Origin of the sequence: Bernardetia sp. (assembly GCF_020630935.1) — a bacterium.
GTDB lineage: Bacteria > Bacteroidota > Bacteroidia > Cytophagales > Bernardetiaceae > Bernardetia.
On the sequence record NZ_JAHDIG010000048.1, the window covers coordinates 18,486 to 39,020 of the forward strand.

17 protein-coding genes are annotated in these 20,535 nt (G+C 33.4%); 10 read left to right on the forward strand and 7 right to left on the reverse strand.

Annotation, left to right across the window (positions count from 1 at the left end; translation table 11 throughout):
* The first annotated feature begins 111 nt into the window (after window positions 1–111).
* The 4 genes from QZ659_RS13625 (at window position 112) to purE (ending at window position 2,777) form a co-directional block, all read left to right on the forward strand.
* Window positions 112–462: a PKD domain-containing protein gene (locus tag QZ659_RS13625; RefSeq protein WP_291726379.1), complete on the forward strand. Its 351-nt coding sequence runs from the start codon at window positions 112–114 to the stop codon at window positions 460–462.
* A gap of 197 nt (window positions 463–659) precedes the next feature.
* Complete coding sequence (locus tag QZ659_RS13630) at window positions 660–1,298, forward strand: C40 family peptidase (RefSeq protein ID WP_291726380.1); 639 nt, start codon at window positions 660–662, stop codon at window positions 1,296–1,298.
* Window positions 1,299–1,598: 300 nt separating this feature from the next.
* Window positions 1,599–2,120 (forward strand): TlpA family protein disulfide reductase, encoded by a 522-nt coding sequence (locus QZ659_RS13635; protein ID WP_291726381.1) that lies wholly within the window; start codon window positions 1,599–1,601, stop codon window positions 2,118–2,120.
* A gap of 156 nt (window positions 2,121–2,276) precedes the next feature.
* Window positions 2,277–2,777, forward strand: a complete 501-nt coding sequence (gene purE / locus QZ659_RS13640; RefSeq protein WP_291726382.1) for a 5-(carboxyamino)imidazole ribonucleotide mutase — start codon at window positions 2,277–2,279, stop codon at window positions 2,775–2,777.
* 45 nt (window positions 2,778–2,822) lie between these two features.
* Here purE and QZ659_RS13645 read toward each other — a convergent pair whose 3' ends face one another.
* Entirely contained in the window at window positions 2,823–4,046 is a 1,224-nt protein-coding gene (locus tag QZ659_RS13645) for a hypothetical protein (protein ID WP_291726383.1), read from the reverse strand.
* Between the two features lie 702 nt (window positions 4,047–4,748).
* On the opposite strand from QZ659_RS13645, the gene QZ659_RS13650 reads away from it, so the two are divergent.
* Both QZ659_RS13650 and QZ659_RS13655 read left to right on the forward strand, forming a co-directional pair.
* Window positions 4,749–5,666, forward strand: coding sequence for a DUF2911 domain-containing protein (locus tag QZ659_RS13650; protein WP_291726384.1), 918 nt, complete (start codon window positions 4,749–4,751; stop codon window positions 5,664–5,666).
* Window positions 5,667–6,133: 467 nt separating this feature from the next.
* Complete coding sequence (locus QZ659_RS13655; protein ID WP_291726385.1) at window positions 6,134–8,065, forward strand: SpoIIE family protein phosphatase; 1,932 nt, start codon at window positions 6,134–6,136, stop codon at window positions 8,063–8,065.
* Between the two features lie 113 nt (window positions 8,066–8,178).
* Here the strand turns inward: QZ659_RS13655 and QZ659_RS13660 are convergent, their stop codons facing one another.
* The 4 genes from QZ659_RS13660 to QZ659_RS13675 all read right to left on the reverse strand — a co-directional run bounded on the left by QZ659_RS13660 (window position 8,179) and on the right by QZ659_RS13675 (window position 14,327).
* The gene (locus QZ659_RS13660; RefSeq protein WP_291726386.1) at window positions 8,179–9,348 is read right to left on the reverse strand and encodes a trans-sulfuration enzyme family protein; all 1,170 of its coding nucleotides are present in this window, start codon (window positions 9,346–9,348) and stop codon (window positions 8,179–8,181) included.
* Window positions 9,349–9,466: 118 nt separating this feature from the next.
* Window positions 9,467–12,097 carry a ribosomal protein L7/L12 gene (locus QZ659_RS13665; RefSeq protein ID WP_291726387.1) on the reverse strand — a complete coding sequence of 877 codons (2,631 nt, stop codon included), beginning with the start codon at window positions 12,095–12,097 and terminating at the stop codon, window positions 9,467–9,469.
* Window positions 12,098–12,317: 220 nt separating this feature from the next.
* Complete coding sequence (locus tag QZ659_RS13670) at window positions 12,318–13,142, reverse strand: hypothetical protein (RefSeq protein ID WP_291726388.1); 825 nt, start codon at window positions 13,140–13,142, stop codon at window positions 12,318–12,320.
* Entirely contained in the window at window positions 13,143–14,327 is a 1,185-nt protein-coding gene (locus QZ659_RS13675) for an AAA family ATPase (protein ID WP_291726389.1), read from the reverse strand. It abuts the gene before it with no gap.
* 193 nt (window positions 14,328–14,520) lie between these two features.
* Between QZ659_RS13675 and rlmF the strand changes: the two genes are divergently transcribed.
* From rlmF to accC, 4 genes are all read left to right on the forward strand, one after another.
* Window positions 14,521–15,378, forward strand: a complete 858-nt coding sequence (gene rlmF, locus QZ659_RS13680) for a 23S rRNA (adenine(1618)-N(6))-methyltransferase RlmF (protein ID WP_291726390.1) — start codon at window positions 14,521–14,523, stop codon at window positions 15,376–15,378.
* Between the two features lie 181 nt (window positions 15,379–15,559).
* The gene (gene efp, locus QZ659_RS13685; RefSeq protein WP_291726391.1) at window positions 15,560–16,129 is read left to right on the forward strand and encodes an elongation factor P; all 570 of its coding nucleotides are present in this window, start codon (window positions 15,560–15,562) and stop codon (window positions 16,127–16,129) included.
* Window positions 16,130–16,295: 166 nt separating this feature from the next.
* Window positions 16,296–16,802 carry an acetyl-CoA carboxylase biotin carboxyl carrier protein gene (gene accB, locus QZ659_RS13690; RefSeq protein WP_291726392.1) on the forward strand — a complete coding sequence of 169 codons (507 nt, stop codon included), beginning with the start codon at window positions 16,296–16,298 and terminating at the stop codon, window positions 16,800–16,802.
* A 162-nt stretch (window positions 16,803–16,964) separates the two neighbouring features.
* Complete coding sequence (gene accC, locus QZ659_RS13695) at window positions 16,965–18,320, forward strand: acetyl-CoA carboxylase biotin carboxylase subunit (RefSeq protein WP_291726393.1); 1,356 nt, start codon at window positions 16,965–16,967, stop codon at window positions 18,318–18,320.
* A gap of 83 nt (window positions 18,321–18,403) precedes the next feature.
* Here accC and QZ659_RS13700 read toward each other — a convergent pair whose 3' ends face one another.
* Together QZ659_RS13700 and QZ659_RS13705 are read right to left on the reverse strand one after the other, a co-directional pair.
* On the reverse strand, window positions 18,404–18,775 hold the full coding sequence (locus QZ659_RS13700) for a PKD domain-containing protein (protein WP_291726394.1): 372 nt from the start codon (window positions 18,773–18,775) through the stop codon (window positions 18,404–18,406).
* Between the two features lie 64 nt (window positions 18,776–18,839).
* On the reverse strand, window positions 18,840–20,522 hold the full coding sequence (locus tag QZ659_RS13705; RefSeq protein WP_291726395.1) for an SWIM zinc finger family protein: 1,683 nt from the start codon (window positions 20,520–20,522) through the stop codon (window positions 18,840–18,842).
* Window positions 20,523–20,535: the final 13 nt, after the last annotated feature.

The window sequence follows — 20,535 nt, forward strand, 5'->3', positions numbered from 1 at the left end:
CCCTATGATGAGAAAACAAAATACTAAGACTGAATACTTTGTTTTGTGAGTTGTTATTTATTTTGTTTCTTTGCAAGCTAATTTTATTAAAAAAATATACATTATATGGTTATGACTAAAATAACACGATTTTTTCTATTTGCTTTGGTAAGTTTAGTACTATTCTCTTGCAAAGAAGACGAGGAAGTAGATTTTACCAATGGTATCCCTGTAGCCGATTTTTCCTACTCTCCTGAATTTCCAAAAGCAGGACAAACTGTAACATTTACTAACAAAAGCGAAAATGCAGATACTTATCAGTGGAAAATCTCTTTTACTGCTGGAGTACAGATATTTGCTTCTACTGATAAAGAATTAACCTATGTGTTTGATGAAGCTGAGGACTACACAGTAGATTTAATAGTAACAAATAGTAGTGGTGCTGTTTCTTCAACTTCTGATGTTATTCATGTAGTTGAATAACATACTAGGCTAAGTAGCAATACTATTTTAATAGACTCTTTAACCAAAAAAGTTAAAGAGTTTTTTTTGTACCTCCACTTTTTATTATTTAGATTAATTCTATATAAATTAAATTTTGGCAAGATGGTTGCACTATTTGTAGTAACTTTTAGATAAAACAAAGTTAGACATTCTACTCACTAAATATTCTATCGATTATGACTACTCTATTTAATTATATTCTATCAGCTTCTTTTGTCATCTCAATTTTTGGCTGCACAGCATTTTCTCAAAATGAAATGACAAGTAAAAATGAAGGAACATTATTTTCTGTGGCAGAGGCTTCTTCTATTGGAGAGGGAAAAACTATCGAAACTGGAAATGTAGATTTTGATAAGTCTGATGAAAAGGTAAATACTACCGATATTGAAGAAGAGAGAAAAGAGTTTGTAAGCTCCATTTTAGATTTAGCAACTTCTTTAGAAGGAGTTCCTTATGTATATGCAGGAAAATCTCCAAAAGGTTTTGACTGTTCTGGTTTTGTATATTATGTTTTCAAGAATCATGATATTGCACTTCCTGCCTCATCAAGATACTATGATACTGTGGGCGAAACGATTGAACTAGAAAATGCTCAAAAAGGAGATATAATTTGTTTTACAGGTACAGACCCAAGCATTAATCGTACTGGACACGTTGGCATCGTAGTAGAAAACAAAGCCAATCAGCCTATTAAATTTATCCACGCCACTTCTGGAAAAAAATATTCTGTGGCTTATAGTACACTTTCAAAAGATGGAACGGGACATTATGCTAAGCGTTTTCGCTCTATTCGTAGAGTTTCTTCAAAAAAATAAACGCTTAATAAAATAAAGAAAAGTCAGTTTTGAATGCTTCAGACATCAAAACTGGCTTTTTTTCATGAGGTAACCATAAAATCTTAATAAAAATACTTCTAACGTAACTTATTTGATTAAGTTACATTTTTTTAAAGAAACCTAAGCACTAATTTTGCATCTACAATAATTATCATTGCTTTAGAGTAAATTAAAATGTGTTGATGATACTATAATTTCTATAAATAATTTTAATGAATTCTTGATTTCTCTAAAACTGCTATCTAAAATATCCTTATTCTATTTACACACATAAATAATATGAAAATCTCCTTATTCGTCCTTCCCATCATTGCTACAAGTTTATTTCTTGTAGGTTTGTGTGGAAATATATTTTCTCCTTCTGATAAAAAAAATACGCTTACTAACAAGACAACACACTTAGAAACTCCATTAGGAGAAACTATCCAATTAGACGACCTTACTAAAAATGCAAAATTGAAAGGAAAATGGATTGTTTTAGATTTTTGGGCTTCTTGGAACAGTGAAAGTTTGAAAGAAAAAAATCTTTTGAATGATGTTTATTCACAATACAATACTAAAAATTTAGAGATTGTATCAGTTTCTTTAGACAATTCAAAAGAACGTTGGAAAAATGCAGTCGCTCAAAACAACTCTTCTTGGCTAGAGGTGTCTGACTTAAAAGGATGGGAGAGTGCAGCTTGTAATAAATACAATGTTTCTGCATTGCCCTATCGTATATTGCTTAATCCACAAGGCGAAATTGTAAAGAAAACAAACTCTAATCAAGAATTAGTCAAGACTTTAGAAGAAGTTTTATAAAAACACCCCCTCTCCAAATAACTCAAACCTTGCTTTACTAAACATGTTGAGCAAGGATTTTTTATTTGTAAAAGTATCTTGAAATTTCATTTTTCGTTCTCATTTGCTGTAATTGCATAAAATTTCATTTTAAAAATAAGAACAGAATTAAAAGTTATGGTTTCGATAATAATGGGTAGTCGTTCAGATTTGAGAGTAATGGGAGCTGCAGCCGAAGTTTTAGAAGAACTTGGCGTAGAGTATTCCTTAACGATTGTCTCGGCACATCGCACTCCTGAAAGATTATTCGACTTTGCTAAGTCAGCTAGAGAAAAAGGAATAAAAGTAATCATTGCAGGAGCAGGAGGAGCAGCACACTTACCTGGAATGGTGGCATCACTTACTTCGCTGCCTGTCATTGGTGTACCCGTAAAATCTTCAAACTCTATTGACGGATGGGATTCAGTGTTGTCTATTTTACAAATGCCTTCTGGAGTTCCTGTCGCTACGGTGGCATTAGATGGCGCAAAAAATGCTGGTATTTTGGCTGCTCAAATTTTAGGTAGTGCTGACGAAAAATTAGGCTCTCGTTTAGATACATTTAAAGAAAACCTAAAAGACAAAGTAATAGGTGATGTAGAAAATATCGATAAAAATGGCTGGAAGGAATTGGTATAACCGAATTTTTAGAGGATTCAAGCCATACCTCCAGTTTTTTTCATTTTAGATATCATCGAAGAAGCTACCTCCTTCATCTGATTTTTTAGCTTTATCTTCTCCTTTGCTCTCATCTTCTTTAAATTCGGGGAATGTATAACTGTCTAAATCTTTTTGAGCATCTCCAAAAATCTCATCATCAGTTTCTACTTCGTCAAAAAAATTGGCATCTGTGGTTGTAGGAGGAACTTTGGTTTCTAAAGGCTCGTGTATATCTGATTGCTCTTTAAAAATAGGTTCGTCTGATGTTGGATTCTCTACTTCATCAAAAAAGTTGGCATCTGTAGTTGTAGGGGGAACTTTGGTTTCTAAAGGTTCATTTATATCTGATTGCTCTTTAAAAATAGGTTCACTTTGTACTTCACTTTCTATCTCATCTACTTCGTCAAAAAAATTAGAATTAGTAGTAGTGGAGGGTACTTCTATTTCTAAAGGTTCATTTATATCCGATTGCTCTTTAAAAATAGGTTCACTTTGCATTTCATTTTCTATCTCATCTACTTCGTCAAAAAAGTTAGTATTAGCAGTCTCATTATTTATTGGTAAAGGATTCTTTATGTCAGATTGCTCTTCAAAAATGGGCGTTTGAGCATCTTCTACTTCATCAAAGAAACTAACATCAGTATCTCCTGTTGTGCTTTCTACTTTTTCTACCTCGTCATTATTTTCTAAATCATCAAAAAAACTGGATGAATCAGTTTTGCTTTCTACTTCTTCTTTCACAGTAGTAACTGTATTATCTACCTCATCAAAAAAACTACTATTTGAATTCTCTTCATTTGTTACCTCTTCCAAAGACTCTGTCTCTTCTAAAACAACTTCTTGTTTTGTATTTTCTTCTAAATGTATTTCGTCTACTTTTTCCTCAATGATTGTAGTCGTACCGACAAGTTTATCAAAGGCATTAATAGATTCAGTATTAATATCCAAGTTTTCACTCTTGTGCGTTTCTTCTACCTTTAAGACCTTTTTTCTCGCTTCTGCCTCTTTTTTTTCTTGTGCCAGCTTTTGTCTATATGTATCGTCTAACCAAGAACGCAACACCTTACGGTCAGCCGAACGAAGGGCAGCCTTTTGTGTATTTTCTTGAACAGGATTCGACTTTGCTAAAAAAAGTACGGCTGTTTGAAAGTAAGGATACTTTTTTACAATTCTGTCAAAAGTATTCGTATCTGAAGAGCTAATAGAGGAAAAATCTTCTATAAATTTATTGAAGTTAGATGAATTCATAAATGAAGCTAAATGAAAAATAGTAACGCCTTACAACCAAATAACGCTTAAAGGAAAAGAATTTGGATAATCTAATCTGTAATTTTTACATTTTATTTCATATTTCCAAATAAAACACTACAAAATCTTATTTTTAACGTGAACTCGGGATTATACTTATTGACTATCAATGAGTTACGACATTCTTTTAATCTTCGGTACTGCCCTTTGGGCTGACCTTAATTAAAAATAGTTCAGCCTCGTTAGAGCCTTTGCTTTAGTAAGAGATAATAGAATGTATGAAAATAAATATCAAAATAAAGTTGCATAATCCCTAACATTCAGACCGAAAATAGTTTCTGTAGTATATAGAGAAGCATTTAAGATTGGTTTTTAATCCTGAGTTCACATTATTTTTAATAAACGTTATCACGATTAATTTTGTGTGACAGTTTTACAGACTGGTCTGATAAATTCAAAAAATTAAGTTTCTGACTAAAATAAGGGCTTTTTAATCTTTTTCATCAGACTAAAAGTCTGACTTAAATAAACAAACTTTAATCATTTCTCGTGGTGTGTATCTGATTTTAAATTTTATTATCAGTACAGAATTACAAGAAATAAATGAAGAGAGGTATCTTTGTTGCTTATAGAAACAAGAGAGATATTCATTGCCTTTTGGCGATTATCTACCTTTATTTATTCATTGTTATCACAATTTTTATGTTAAAAACTTCGACTTTTAGTTTTGTATTAGTGGCTTTTATGGCTCTATTTTTTAGTTTTTCTGCTTTTGCTCAAATTGAAATGCCACAGCCAAGTCCTCTTGCTATGGTGAAGCAAACAGCAGGACTTACAGATATTACGATAGAATACTCATCTCCTGCTATGCGTGGACGTACTATTTTTGGAGAACTTGTTCCTTATGGTGAAGTATGGCGCACAGGTGCAAACAAAGCAACAGCCATTACTTTTTCTGATGATGTTACCATTGATGGAACAAAAGTAGAAGCAGGAACTTATGCTCTTTTTACCATTCCAAATAAAGACAAATGGACAATCATTATTAATAAAAATGCAGAGCAGTGGGGAGCAGGAAAATATAGTGAACAAGAAGATGTCGTTAGAGTTGAGGTAGAATCTTCAACATCGCCAATGGCTTTTGAGCGTATGACCTTTATGATAGAAGCTGTTGAAGATAAGGCTGCAACAATTTCACTTTTTTGGGCAAATACGAAAGTTTCTTTCACAGCAAATGTCAATTCTGTTGGAAAAGTGATTTCAACTATTGAAGCTACGCTAAAACAAGCTGATAATCTTTGGTACACGTACGCACAATCAGCTGAATATTATATGGAAAATGACCAAAATTTAGAACAAGCAAGAGAGTGGATTGATAAGTCACTTGCTTTGAAAGACCATTATTACAACAACTGGGTAAAGGCTCGTGTTTTGGTAGCTCGTAGCAAAACAGGTGGTGTTCCTAGTGGTGCAGAGGCAGCTGTAAAACTAGCAAAAAAAGCAATGGAACTAGGAGATAAAGAAAACACGAATTTCTACAAGCGTTTGAAGCCAGAAATGGAGCAGTTTGTAAAAACTTATTCTCAAGGGCTTCCAAAAACAAAAGACAATAAAAAATAGTCTTTATTGAAAACACAAAAAGCGTCAAAAATCATAAAGTTATATCCTATCATTTTTCAAATCTTATGATTTGTAAATTATAAGTATTTGTAACTTTTTATGAGTTTTTATAAAAATAAATCAGTTCAAAACTCGTAGAATGATTAAATTATAGTATAAGGATAGTAACATTTAAGACGTATTTTCTTCATAGCGTTGGTTTTACAAAACCAACGCTATGAAGAAACAAAACAATATTTTGTCAAGAAATAGCTTTGCGAAGCTACTAAAAATATAACACTAAAAAATTGCCCTTATAACAATGTGGCGAAAGTAATGGTTAAGAACTTGAAATGTAGTTTTATTACGTTTTTGTGAAATATTCCATAACTTGACTTTCTATCTTATTTTACTTCAACAAAAAATATCCTGCACTTATAAAAATAAAAAACCTTGATTTACGGTAGAGACACTCAAAATCAACAAGTATGAAATTTAGAAAAATTGAGTTCATAGTTTTACCTTTTTGTTTTCTTTTAGCAATCGGCTTTACTGCTTACTCTATCAGAAATATTATTTTAGATAAAGATAAAGAAACAAGAATTTTGGTTAATGAAACAGCACTAAGTGTGAGTTCATTTGTAAGTAAATACAATTATCAACTGTTGATGTTGCAAAGTAGGGCAGAAGAACTAATGTCTGATAATTTTGATACGCAATATATCACAAGCAGATTAGTTGAGGTTGAAGGAAAAGGATGGGAATTACAGCCTGAAAAAAGTGATACATTAACATCATTTGGTAGGGTTACTGGTACAGGGTCTATAAAGAATTTATCTAATGATAAAATTCAAGAAATTTATATGGCAGAAACTTTGAATAAGTCTTTTATCAGTACTAGCCGTATTTTGCCTAACTCACCATTTACGTACTACATTTCAAAAGCAAATTTTTTCAATTTAACCCCTAGATACACAGAGGATTTTGCTTTTTTTAGTGATGAATATATCACATTTGACTTGTTTACTTCTGGCTTACCTAAAAACAACCCTAGCAAAAGTATATTTTGGTCAAAACCTTATATAGATACTGGAGGAAAAGGACTTATGACAACAGCAGGAATACCTTTATATCACAAAGGGGAGTTTAAGGGGAATATTTCCATTGACATGTTGTTTGTCAATATTGCAGATTACTTAAAAAGTAATACTTTTAAAGACCAGCACATCAGTTTGGTTGATGATTATAATCAATTAGTTTCCAGTACATTGGAAAACATTGTGACTTCTGATTCAATTCCTACATTATCCCATCTAATTGGTGATTCCAGTCAAATAGAAATATTTGATAAACAAACTTTTTTATGGCATAAAAACAAACGAATATTTGTTTCAGACATACCAAATTCCAAATGGAAAATATTCCACTTCGAAACGGCTAAAGAATTTTACGGCTCAATTATCTTCGATATTGCATATATTATTTTTGCTAACCTTTTTTTGTTGGTAATAATATACTTACTCTTTAATACAAATAGATTGAGGATTAGAAATAAAGATGCCAAAATTAAGGCTGAAAATGCTAATCAAAAAATTAAAGAAAGTATAAATTATGCAAGTCGCATACAACAGGCACTTATTCCATCTACACAAGCACTGAAAAATAACTTTGCTGAACACTTTGTTTTTTGGCGTCCACGAGACGTAGTTAGTGGGGATTATTATTGGGTAAGAGATATTGGAGATGAGGTGGTAGTTGTTGTTGCTGATTGTACAGGACACGGCATACCTGGAGCTTTTATGAGTATGCTTGGAATTTCATTTCTAAATCAAATGGTAAGTAGTGGCAAAGTTTTGCCAGGGCAAATATTGGACGAGATGCGTAAAAATGTCAAACGCTCACTTAGGCAGAATTTAGGCTCAAACTCAAATAAAGATGGGATAGATATGGCTTTTTTTACTATTTGTAAATCAGATAATCAACTTCGCTTTGCAGGTGCTCATAACCCACTTTATATAGTGAGGAAATACGAACCTAACTGCAACGATGTTGTAGAATTAAAAGAAAACAAAAGAGTAAGGCTAATAGAATCAGAAGACAAAAAATCATCATTCTATTTGATTGAACTAAAGCCAAATGCACAACCAGTAGGTATTTATCCTAAGGAACAGCCTTTTCATACACACCATATACAACTAAAAAAAGGAGACTGCTTATATGCTTTTTCAGATGGTTTCTATGACCAAACGGGTGGAGCTAATAAACGCAAATTTATGAGTAAAAAATTCAAGCAATTACTCTTACAACTAGCTGATAAGCCTATGAATATCCAAAAAAAGGAATTAGGTACAACGATAGATAATTGGCAGCAAGACTATCAACAAGTGGATGATATGCTCATACTTGGTATCAGAGTATAAAACCTTGTTATCTCATAAATTATAAGGAAATACAACATAACAAGGCATTTTTATTAGTATTCTATGTCATTTTTTAGTTTTGAGGTCAAAAACAAGCCCTTTGACCTACACTTTTATATTGAAACACTTTTTTTACTTCGGATTTCTATGGTTTGAATAGCATTTGTAAGGTCTTCAATCAAATCTTCAGCGTCTTCAATTCCAACAGAAAGACGATACAAATTTTCTGTAATTCCCATTTTTTCACGCATCTCTACTGGTACTTTTGCGTGTGAGGTAAAAACAGGTTCTGTAATTGTACTCTCTACACCTCCTAAACTCACAGCCTTACAAATCAGTTCTAAATGGCGAACAAACTTCGCTCTACCTTCTTTATCTGTATCTAACTCAAAAGAAAGCATTGCACCAAATCCTCCTTTCATCTGTTTTTTGGCAATGTCGTGGTCTGGATGATTTGGAAGTCCAGGATAAAATACATTTTTAACTTGTGGTAATTTCTGCAACGCTTCTGCTATTCTTTGAGCATTTTTAGCCTGTGTTTTGACACGCAGTGCAAGCGTTTTGATACTTCTTTCTAAAAGTGATGTAGCCATAGCATCTAAATTTCCACCAAAATTGAAGGCTACATGATGTATTTTTTCTATCAGTTTTTGAGAGGTTACGACTGCGCCACAAGAGAGGTCGCTGTGTCCTGCCAAATATTTTGTTCCACTATGAATCACCACATCAATTCCTAAGCGCAACGGATTTTGAAAAATTGGTGTTCCAAATGTATTATCAATAAAAGAAATCAAATTATTTTCCTTCGCAAAACTTGCCATCTCTGCAATATCGACAAGCAAAAGAAGTGGATTAGAAGGCGTTTCGATGAAAATAGCTTTTGAGTTTGGTTTAATAGCCTTTTTAAAATCTTCTAACGTGCGTCCTTCTACAAAAGTAGATTCTATCCCTAGTTTTGAAAGCTGCTCACCTACTGCATAATGTGTTCCTCCGTAAATATCATTCTGTAAAATCAAGTGGTCGCCTGCCTGCAATACTCCCAAAAGTGCTGACATCGTGGCAGCCATTCCAGAAGAAAAGATAAGTCCAGCCTCCCCACGCTCCAAAGTAGCAATTTTTTGAGCCACTACTTCTTGATTTATTGTATTGAAATAACGAGGATAAGGAATTTGTCCTTCACTATCATACGTATAAGCCGTAGAAGTATAAATAGGCGTATTTACACCACCTGTTTTTTCGTCGAAGTACGTTCCACTATGGACGCATTGTGTAGATTTTTTCATATATGTGAAAGTTATCATTGGTGGGAACACCAACAATGGCAATTTTTTAATAATTAGCAACCGTAAACGAGGACTAAAGCCGTCGTTTAGGATATTGAAGTTTCTCAAATTTACAAAATTAGTCTGTAACAGATTCTAAAATACTATTAATAAACTGCTGAATAGTTTTTTTATAAAATTCTGTCGTTTCTATCTGTTTTAAATGCGTTTCCAATGGCAAAAAATAAGTATTGCCAGCAAAAAATTCATCTGTTCCTACTCCTAAAGACGTATCTAAGCAAGCAGGGACATAAATTACAGGAATGGCTATATCACTGCTTTTCAAGACAAACATTCCATCTTTATCACAATAAATAGAACTGCCATCTGGAAAAACAAATTCGTTTTTAGATTCTGCATGTGCCATAATTTTCTTTGCTGCTCTATAATCGGCTACTTCTAATTTTATAATTTTTCCTGTGTTGAGAATAAGTTTATGCTTGGAAATAACCAATTCATTTTCAGAGTTTATATAAACCTGTTTTACGTTCTTTAAGACAGAGTGTAAGTCTAATGCTTTCGGTATTTTTGATATATTTTTAGAGTATTCGTTGTAAGCATCAATCAAATTTTGAGAAGCTGATTCATTGTGTGTCGTAATTTCTATTTCTCTATCTCCAATAGAATCCCATTCTATTTCTGAATACTCTATTGGAGATTGAATGTAATAAAAAAGTCCTTTAAAATGTACAAACCGTGAGTAAGAAGACCATTTCCATTGGGGAAAACTAATTTTCTTTCTAATAAAATCCTTTCCTACATTTTGTATTGAAATTTCTTTAATGCTTGCATCAAACATTAAAATTATACGTTCTTCAAATTCATCTAAACCTATTTGCACATCACCACCTTTATACTTCAAATTTTGATTTAGCCTTTCCCAACCTTTCTCCACATAATAACCTTGATGTTTTTTAGATAAAGTAAGTCGCATTAGACTTTTCTGATTCGTAATCATGTAAAACTCTGTATCTGAAAAATACATTTTTATCTTAGAACTCACCTCTGGAAATAAAATTGGACATTCGAAGACGGTATTCTTGCTTTCCTTCTCTTCTTCAATAAGCTGCACTACTGCACCAATTTCCTCAAACTCGTCTCTTAATCTATTGGCTTCTTTTAAATAAAGATTTTTCTTAATCGTTTGAGGAGTATATTCTACTACATCTTTCGCTTTACCTAATGAAACTTCCATTATATCACGGATTTTCTTGATAACCTCTAGTTTTCTACTTCCTGCATTTTTCAAAATTAAAGAGTAGAGTTGTAGCTCCTGTTTATTTTTCTTTCTTCTGTTCTTTCTAGTAGGCGAATTTGCCCAAAGTCTATTCAAATCTAATTTGAGCGTTTGAATATGCGTTTTGCTGTTTTGCTTCTTTTTATAAAGCGTTACTTTGCCTTTATTTTCATAATTTTCAGTTTCTAAATCGGTATGAATCCAATACGAAATATATTTTTTGTATTCTTCTAAGGCTGTTTTGGTTTCTGTGTTTTGGATTGCTTCTGTGGAAGAAAGGTAAAATACTTCCTTGTTTTTTAAATCTAGTTCTTTGATATTTTCATCGAAAAATGTCTCTATTCCCTGTTTTGCTGTGAGGTCTGTACCAAAATGCAGCAAACTTTGAATTACATTATGAACTGTATCTAATGCTATTTTTTGATATTTTTTTTCACTCACTAGATAAAAATGACAAACAAAATCACTCTTCGGATGCTCTGCAATCGCAATCGCTACAGCAAATGTTAAAATTTTTGGAGTTCCCCAATTTTTAAGCGAAATATCAATTAGAAAAATACGTTCCGAATCATTCTGATGAGGAGGAACTTCTCTGTTGATAAAAAGAGCTTCGTTGTTGGCAAGACGAGAGAGAAAAATCAAATCATCATTGGCATACTCTGAAATGAGAAGTCTGTCGTAAGAACCTTTGTTTGTCAAATCTGAAACACCTCCCAACGGCTGTTGGCTCGGTTGTGTATTGTGAAAAGGAATATTCAGACCTGCAAAAAGCGATGGAATAAGCGAGCCAATTACAAACGTATCTTTATCTTTTTGAAGTTCTTCTATAAGGTCAGTTTCTTTGGTTTTGCTTGGCTGTTGTTTTTTATCGTCTTCTACCTCTATTTTTTGGGGTTTGATGCGTGGAATAGATGCTATTTTTTCTAGAATAGACTCTCTTGTGGGGAATTTATCTGCCACCAATCCCATCGGCTTGAAGTCGCTGTTTAATGGATAGTAACTCAAAAGCTCTTTATGTGAGTCTATATCCTTCTCTTTTAACTGTTCTATTAAACGTTTAGATTTTTTTACAGAAATAGAATTGTGTGTATTCTCAAAAATAGCTTGCAGAACCAAAATGCGTTTTGTTCCTGTCTTGTATTCATTAGGAAGTGTTTTTAAAATTCGCAATAAATTAAATGCTTTATCAATATTTTGTTCCCAGTGTTTTCCTTCCTTTTCATAGGTTTCTGCTGAACGAAAATTTTGTTTTATCGTTTCCAAATCATTCTCCGAAAAACTAACATTCGTACCGATAAGTCCTAACAAAATAAGCCCAAAAGACGGCAAAGTCTGTGGTGCTAAAGTTTCCAATACTTCAATCAAATAATTTCGATATGCAATCGTCTGACCATTGGGAATAGAAACCACCTCTCCGTTTTCTTCCCACTGCCAAAAATAATTGTCGTAACTCTGAAAATAATGAAATGCCATTTTTTACTTTGTATTTTTTTGAGGTCAAAGGATTTGATTTACAATTATTTCAATAAAAAATCTGTGTTGTATCTGTAAAATCTGTTATATCTGTGTTCTGATTATAAAGTACAGTCAAAGGCAAGCCATTTGACCTACACGTTTTTATTTAGTTTTGATTCTAAAATCAATGGTTTGTAAAGAAAAGACATACCTTTTCACTACACATAAAAATCTAAATTTATCTAAAGCTCATCCTAAACGAACTCCTACTTAGTGGCATAAAATCACTTTTTGGAATCAAAAAAAACTGATTTTCTTCATTCCATACACTATAAAAACGGTCTTCCAAAAAATCCGCTTCATCATCAAAGATTTGATTAAACTTATTTCCTTCTGTTTTGATAATTGTATTTTCATACCAACTGCTATACGCTGTATTTTTTAGCCTTTCCGAAATAGATTCTTGTAACATTGGAAACTGAAAATCGTAGCCTGTCGGAATGAAAAGATTATCCTTTTGCCAAAATGTTTTGATAGTTGATGAAAGAATTGGTAAAAGTGGTGTTCCCAAAATGAAGGCTTTTGTTTGTGATGAATCAAATTCGTTTTCTAAAATTACCCACTTCAAGTTTTTCAACCGAACGGCTGGAGCAGTTTTGATATAATTTTCTAACTCGCTCACAGAAACTAACATTGCCTTAGCTTCTCGTTCTTCTTCTGAAACTATAAGTTTTGGCTGAACTACATTTACACTTTGAATATCAAAATTATTTTCAAAAACACTTGGTAAATTTATCGGAATAGCTCGTTTTATATCTGTCCAAAGCAGAGAGGGAACGTTTCGCTGTGGCAAAAGACTATTTTGCAAATATAGTTTTCCATCTTTTTCATAATAGACAGCTTTTTGTGTCAAGATTTTTATAGTCTTGCTTTCTACTTGTTCTTCTGTTAAGTTTTTTATCCATACAGAATCATCATCTATTGCCATTTTGAGATGTTCGTAGTGGCGAATAGCTGCTAGATTTTCTTTTTGTGAAATGTGTAGTTGCAAGTAGAAGTTCATTTATACCGATTTTAAAATTTTCTGCCACAAATTTTCTATTTCTGTCTGAATATGCGTTTTGTGTTGCGTATTTTTTATCCAATTCGAACGATTTTGCAAGTAGCGCAACTTATCTTTTATCAAGTTTTTCTGTTCAAAACTTTGGTTTTCCTGCTCCCATTCTTTTTGCAAGCTCATAATTTCCTTTATCAATTCTTCTGCATTAGGAATGTTGTTAGAAAGAGCTTGTGGATGATTAGTAAGATGATTTTCTGTTTCATTTTGCTTGTCCAAATCTTTCTCAATGACAGCATTAATGATTCCCTGCAAGATTTCTACTTGTTCTTCATTGTCCCAAATGTATTTCAAAACCCACAAATCAGACAAAATCGCCTTCTCACGTCCACACATTACAGCACTTGCAGCTACCAAATTCTGCACTTTTACAGCTCTTCGGTCAGAAACTTTTACACCTGTATTTCTCAAACTATGAATCAAATCCAAATACGTCTTCAAAACATCAGACAAATCTACTTGCTTTGAAAGGCTTTGCAGCTCAATAATTTCTTGAGGTGTGATTTTCGGCTGCTCATTTTCATCAGAACCATTTAATTTACCTTTTTCTAATTTTCTACCAGCCATCAAAACAGCCTGCAAACTATCTGGATGTACATTTTCACACTTTACACGCACCAAAAAACGGTCTAAAAGTGCGCCTAAAGCCTCGTCTTCTGGCAGTTGATTGCTCGCTCCGACAAACATCAGTGCAGGAAGTTTTTTCGTTTCCTGTCCACGCCTAAAAATTCGCTCATTCAGAGCCATCAAAAGACTGTTCAAAATCGCACTATTAGCATTGAAAATTTCATCTAAAAAGACAACAGAAGCCTCTGGAAGCATTCCTGTTGTATTAGTAATGAGTTCGCCTTCTTTGAGTTTTCGAATATCAAACGCTCCGAAAAGTTCATTTGGTTCGGTAAAGCGAGTGAGCAAATACTCAAAATTTTGTCCGTCTTCTACCGAATTAGAGAGCATTCTGACAATAGCACTTTTTGCTGTACCAGGTGCGCCCAAAAGAAAAGCATTCTCTCTTGCAATAAGCGCAATACCAAGCAAATCAATAACTTCATCTTTTCCAACAAAAGCATTTTTGATGAAAGAAAGGACTGTATTTAGTTTTTCTAAAGCGTTTTTTTGTGTGGTTTGCATAAATTTGCATTCTTATTTGTACATCAGTCTTCCAGACTGGTCTTTAAAATGATAAAGTTTCAAAAATTGATTTTATCAAAAAATAAACTTTGGCTTTTTTTATTTAAATCTACAATTTGTATTCTAAAGTCAGGCTGGAAGCCTAACCTACAAAGAAACCAAAAATAAATATTCTCTTTAGAAAACAACCATTTTGCATCCAAAAAATATCCATAACTCGCCTTATAATTTCAAAATATTGATAGAATGTGTCCCAGCACTAGAAAAATACGTTTTTGAAAATCAGTATGGCACTCAAACGATTGACTTTTCAAATCCAGAAGCTGTATTTTACCTTAATAAATCACTTTTAAAATATCATCATCAAGTAGAAAACTGGGCTATTCCAAAAGGGTATTTGTGTCCGTCTGTGCCGAGCAGAGCAGATTATTTATACTATATCAATGACTTATTGAAAGAAGAAGGCAAAACCAAAAACATAAAAGGGCTTGACATTGGCACAGGAGCAAACTGTATCTATCCTATCTTGGCAACTCAACTTTTTGATTGGAAAATGGTAGGGACAGATATTGAGGAAATAGCAATTCAATCAGCACAGAAAAATATCACAGCTCAAAAAGAATTAAAAAAAAATATTGAAGTTCGCCATCAGAGTTCAAATGCAAATATTTTTGAAGGCATCATACAAGAAAATGAATACTTTGATTTTACTATCTGTAATCCACCTTTTCATTCCTCAAAAAAAGAAGCTCAAAAAGCAGCTACAAGTAAAACCAAAAACCTAAAAACTACTGAAACACTAAACTTTGGAGGACAATCCAACGAACTTTGGTGCAATGGAGGAGAGGCTCTTTTCATAAAGCGAATGATAAAACAAAGCGTAGATTTTAAAAATCAAGTGGGTTGGTTTACGGTGTTGGTTTCTAAAAAAGAGAATTTGGCTAGAATTTATAGTCTTCTAACCAAGAAAAATGTAGAGTATAAAACCATTGATATGGAACACGGAAATAAGAAAACACGTTTTGTAGCATGGCAATTTTTGTCTGAATAATTATTAAACTCTCAACTACTTTTCTTAATTTTGCACTTTATAAAAAAACTGTAATTATTACGATTTACTTTATAGGTTACTGATTGTTCAATTAGCTTTACATAATTGGCATTGTAGTCTTTTCAATTAACTTCGCTGAATAATTATTTCGTAATTCATTAATTCGTAATTCTCCAAAATTATGGCAAGTACTTCAGATATAAGAAACGGTCTTTGTATCGAATTTAATAACGGACTTTATGTAGTAACAGAATTTTTACACGTAAAACCTGGGAAAGGTCCTGCATTCGTACGTACAAAACTAAGAAATGTAGTTACAGGACGTGTAATTGATAATACATTTTCAGCAGGACATAAAATTACACCAGTGCGTGTAGAGCGTCGTCCTTATCAGTATCTTTATCAAGATGAAAATAGCTTTCATTTTATGCACAATGAAACGTATGAACAAACTTTCGTTCCAGCAGAAATGGTAGAGCGTTCAGAGTTTTTGAAAGAAGGAATGGTGGTAGAAATGATGGTACACGCCGAAACAGAAGAAATTCTAACGTGTGAAGTACCTGGATATGTTGAGCTTTTGGTTACATACAGCGAACCTGGGGTAAAAGGCGACACAGCAACTAATGCTACTAAGCCTGCAACTTTAGAGACAGGTGCCGAAATTCAAGTTCCTTTATTTATCAATGAAGGAGATTTAATCAAAATCAATACAACAGAGCGTTCGTATATGGAACGTATTCGTAACAAATAAGAATATCAACCTTCTAACAAATGGTTTTTGAAAGTATTTTAACAGATACTTCTCAAAAACCGTTTTTTATTTCTATTTTTAGGGCATTAAATAGAAAATGAGCAAAATAATTTTGCTCTGACCTAACACGATTTTAAACTCACATAAAAAGCCATATTTTATGAGCATGAAACCAAGAGAACTCCAAGAACTTATCGAATTTATCAACCAAACAGGATTAGAAGAAGTAAAAATAGAAACAGATAAATTTAAAGTTAGTGTAAAAAGAAGTGCAGAAAATAGCATAGTTGCAGCACAACCTATTCAGCAATATACACAACAAGTAGCTCCTCCAGTACAGCAAGCGACTCCACAACAAACACAAGCTCCAGTTGCTACTCCACAGACAGAAACTAAAAAAGAAGAAGCTACACCAGCAGCAGATACAGGAAATTATGTTACTGTAAAGTCTCCAATGATAGGAACTTTCTATCGCTCTGAAAACCCAGAAGCAGCTCCTTTTGTAAATGTTGGAGATTCTATCAAAGAAGGCGCAACAATTTGTATTATTGAGGCAATGAAATTATTTAATGAAATTGAATCTGATGTTTCAGGTAAGATTGTAAAGGTACTCGTAGAAAATGCTACACCAGTAGAATACGACCAACCTTTATTCTTGATTGAACCTAATTAATGATTAGTGTTCAATGATTAGTGATAAATTAGGAATGAAAATAATCTTATCACTATTCTTTAATTTTTTGATTCATAAACTGGTAGTTGATTTACTGATTACTGATTACTGATTACTGGTAACTGATTATGAGTAACTGATTACTGATAACTGACAAAAGGCTTGAAACTTTTTAACAAAATATTAATTGCTAATAGAGGAGAAATTGCACTTCGAATTATCAGAACCTGTAAAGAACTAGGCATAAAGACAGTCGCTGTTTATTCGATTGCTGATAAAGATAGTTTGCATGTTCGTTTTGCTGACGAAGCTGTTTGTATTGGTGCTGCCCCAAGTAGAGATTCATATCTCAAAATTCCTCATATTATTGCTGCTGCTGAAATTACAAATGCAGATGCTATCCACCCTGGATACGGCTTTTTATCTGAAAATGCTGAATTTTCTGCTATCTGTGAAGAACACGATATAAAATTTATTGGTGCAAGTGCAGATATGATAAACCAAATGGGAGACAAAGCAACTGCCAAAGCAACTGTAAAAGCTGCTGGCGTTCCAACTGTCCCTGGTTCGGATGGATTATTAGAATCTTTAGAAGAAGGAATAAAAGTAGCCAAAGAAGTAGGCTACCCAGTCATTATTAAAGCGACGGCTGGTGGTGGTGGTCGTGGAATGCGTATCATCAAAGAAGAAAGTGAATTTGAAAAGGCTTGGAAATCTGCCACACAAGAAGCAGAAGCTGCTTTTGGAAATGGTGCGATGTACTTAGAAAAATTTGTAGAAGAACCAAAACACGTAGAAATTCAAGTTTTTGGAGATGGCAAAGGTGATGCATGTCACTTATCGGAAAGAGATTGTTCTATCCAACGTCGTCATCAAAAATTGGTAGAGGAAACTCCTTCACCTATCATGACACAAGAATTGCGTGATGAAATGGGTGAGGCTGCCGTAGCGATTGCGAAAGCTATTAAATACGAAGGTGCAGGAACAGTAGAGTTTTTGGTGGACAAGTATAAGAAATTCTACTTTATGGAAATGAATACTCGTATTCAAGTAGAGCATCCTATCACAGAAGAGGTTACGAGCTTTGATTTGGTAAAAGAACAAATTAAATTAGCTGCTGGAATGCCTCTTTCGGGTAGAAATTATTATCCAAAATCATTTAGTATTGAGTGTAGAATCAATGCAGAAGACCCAACAAAAGGCTTCCGTCCTTCCCCTGGTAAGATTACACATTTGCATATCCCAGGTGGACATGGCATTCGTGTAGATTCGCACGTCTATGCAGGATATAGCATTCCTCCTCACTACGATTCTATGATTGCCAAACTTATTTCTGTTGGACAGACAAGGGAAGAAGCCATCGTAAGAATGAAGCGAGCTTTGGAAGAATTTGTTATTGAAGGCATCAAAACAACGATTCCATTCCATTTAAAACTTATGGATCATCCTAAATTCAAAGAAGGAGATTTTACTACTAAATTCTTAGAAACCTTTGATTTTGATTCTATTGAAGGATAGATAAAATCTAAAACTCTATTCTATAAAAAAGACTTTCATTTTAAGTTAATGAAAGTCTTTTTATTTTCTAATGAAATATTTTTTTAGAAATTAAAGGTTCTCTGACTTTGCCCAAAGCTATTAGAGTTAGAACCAGTAAGTGTAACACGATAAAATCCTACTGATGGAAAAGTAAATTGTATATCCTCATCAGAAGAGTCTAGTAATAATTCAGTATCAATATCTCCTATAAAATTGACTCCCAAACGTTGTATTGTCCAACGATAAGAGTCTTTATCAGCGTGTTGGCTAGTGTTTGTAAAAGTAACTACTTCATTAATACTATATCCTTCTGGACTTTCATCAAAGGAAATTACTACATCTGGAGGAAGCTCATTATTTTTCTTACAAGAAGAAAGTATTAAAGTAGTAAAAATAAGAGCGAAAAAGATTTTGAATGATAGTTTTGATAACATATTTCAAAGATTATTTAGTTGTTTAAAAAAACAAAGGTAATGTTTTAAATATTAAAAATAAAAATCATACATTTTCAGTTTCCATTTTATTAAAAAACATTCGTGTCGCCAACATATGCTCACAAGCTCCTTTACGTAATTTATTCATATTGTAGAAATTACACTCACAAGTAGCATCGATAATTCGCTCATCGTTGTCTATTCTGACAGTTGTAGGATACGTTGTATTTTTATCTCTAACTCTTCCCCTCAACAAAAGTGTTTTGGTTTCTTCTCCGTTTTTGATTTTAAAGTTATTTTCTTCTACCTGTACCTGCACGCCATTATTTTTGATAAAGCTGGTAGCTTTTTCTTCCTGCTCACTTGCAAAACGTAGCTTTTCCATTGGCAAAGGTTCTTTAGAAAGTTCACGAACACGATAAACACCCATTTTCAAATCATAAATTACTCTTCCTGCTTGCGTATAGGCAGCAAGAGCAGCCGAAACCGTTTTGTTATCTAAGTTCAGACGACGAGCCAGCGATGCCGAACTTTCAAACCAGTTTTGTTTGAGTGCATTAAAAACTGTCTTTTTAGTAAAATCATCTACTTCGCTTCGTGGTGCCATGAGGTCAAAATTTCCTGCCCTTGACCAATCGTTAGAAGTCCAGCCAGAAAGTCCTAAAGTAAAAGTCATGTCTGCTTCTAATTCGGCAATAAAAAACGAAGGCAAACCAGAACCAAGCAAAACAACTTTAAAATTTTTAGCAATAGGAATAAGTCTTTCCAAAATCAAGATGCGTCTGCGTCCCCAAATACGAATTTCTTTGCTTTCATTTCCAGTATATATCGAACGATGAAAGACCATTTCTTTATTCCAAGGCTCAATAATAATTTTGATAGGCTGATTGGGTTCTAAAACAAAGCGCAACGAACGAGGACTTTTCTTCTCCTTAAATCGCCTCAAAAACTGACACAAACTAAAAATATCCATAGGGTGCAAATCTAGCGTAGTAGAAGGTAACGTCATTGCCGAACTCACTTGCAAAAATCCACGTACCCACGTATCAGGCAAATCAATTTTTACTTCCTTGTAGCTGTCTTCATTTGTTGTTTGTACTTCAAAACCACTTGGGTCGATTTTGAAGTCAGTTTCTTTGTAGTTACGAATTTTTTGAAACTCGTTGTAGAGCGTAGCCGAATAATCTACATTTGTCGTTCCACACTCAAACTCATTGATTTCTTTAAAAACATTGTAGCTGCAACTTAGCTTCCCATACGTAGATTCATCTTGACTAAAACACTCAAAAAACACCTCATCTGGATGAACTGTAATGACAGGGTCAAGTACAAACCATGCATCTCTGTCTTTTTCATAGAGATAACTGAAATATTCTCGTTGTGCTTTATAGTAAGGCTGTAAAATCGTATGTCCTTCTTTATATGCCTCATCTAGTTCTTTTCTCACTTTGACAATCTTAGCCTTTACTTCCTCAATTTGAAAAGATTCCATGTATTCAGCAAGCCAAATTTGTTCTTGTTTTTCTGCCCACGCTTTGTATTCTGTTTTATCTTTAGGCTTAAAGCGCAAATCTGAAACGACCACATGATGAAGTGCAGAAATAGCCTCACGAAAAGGGATTTTTTTATCCAATTTACCCACAAAAAAAGTAGGTTCACGAAGCGTATCAGGAGCAAAAGACATCGCTGTTTGCTCTGAATTATTTATGATGTTGGTGTTGCCACCGTATTTATATTCGAAAAGCATAGTTTTTTATTTT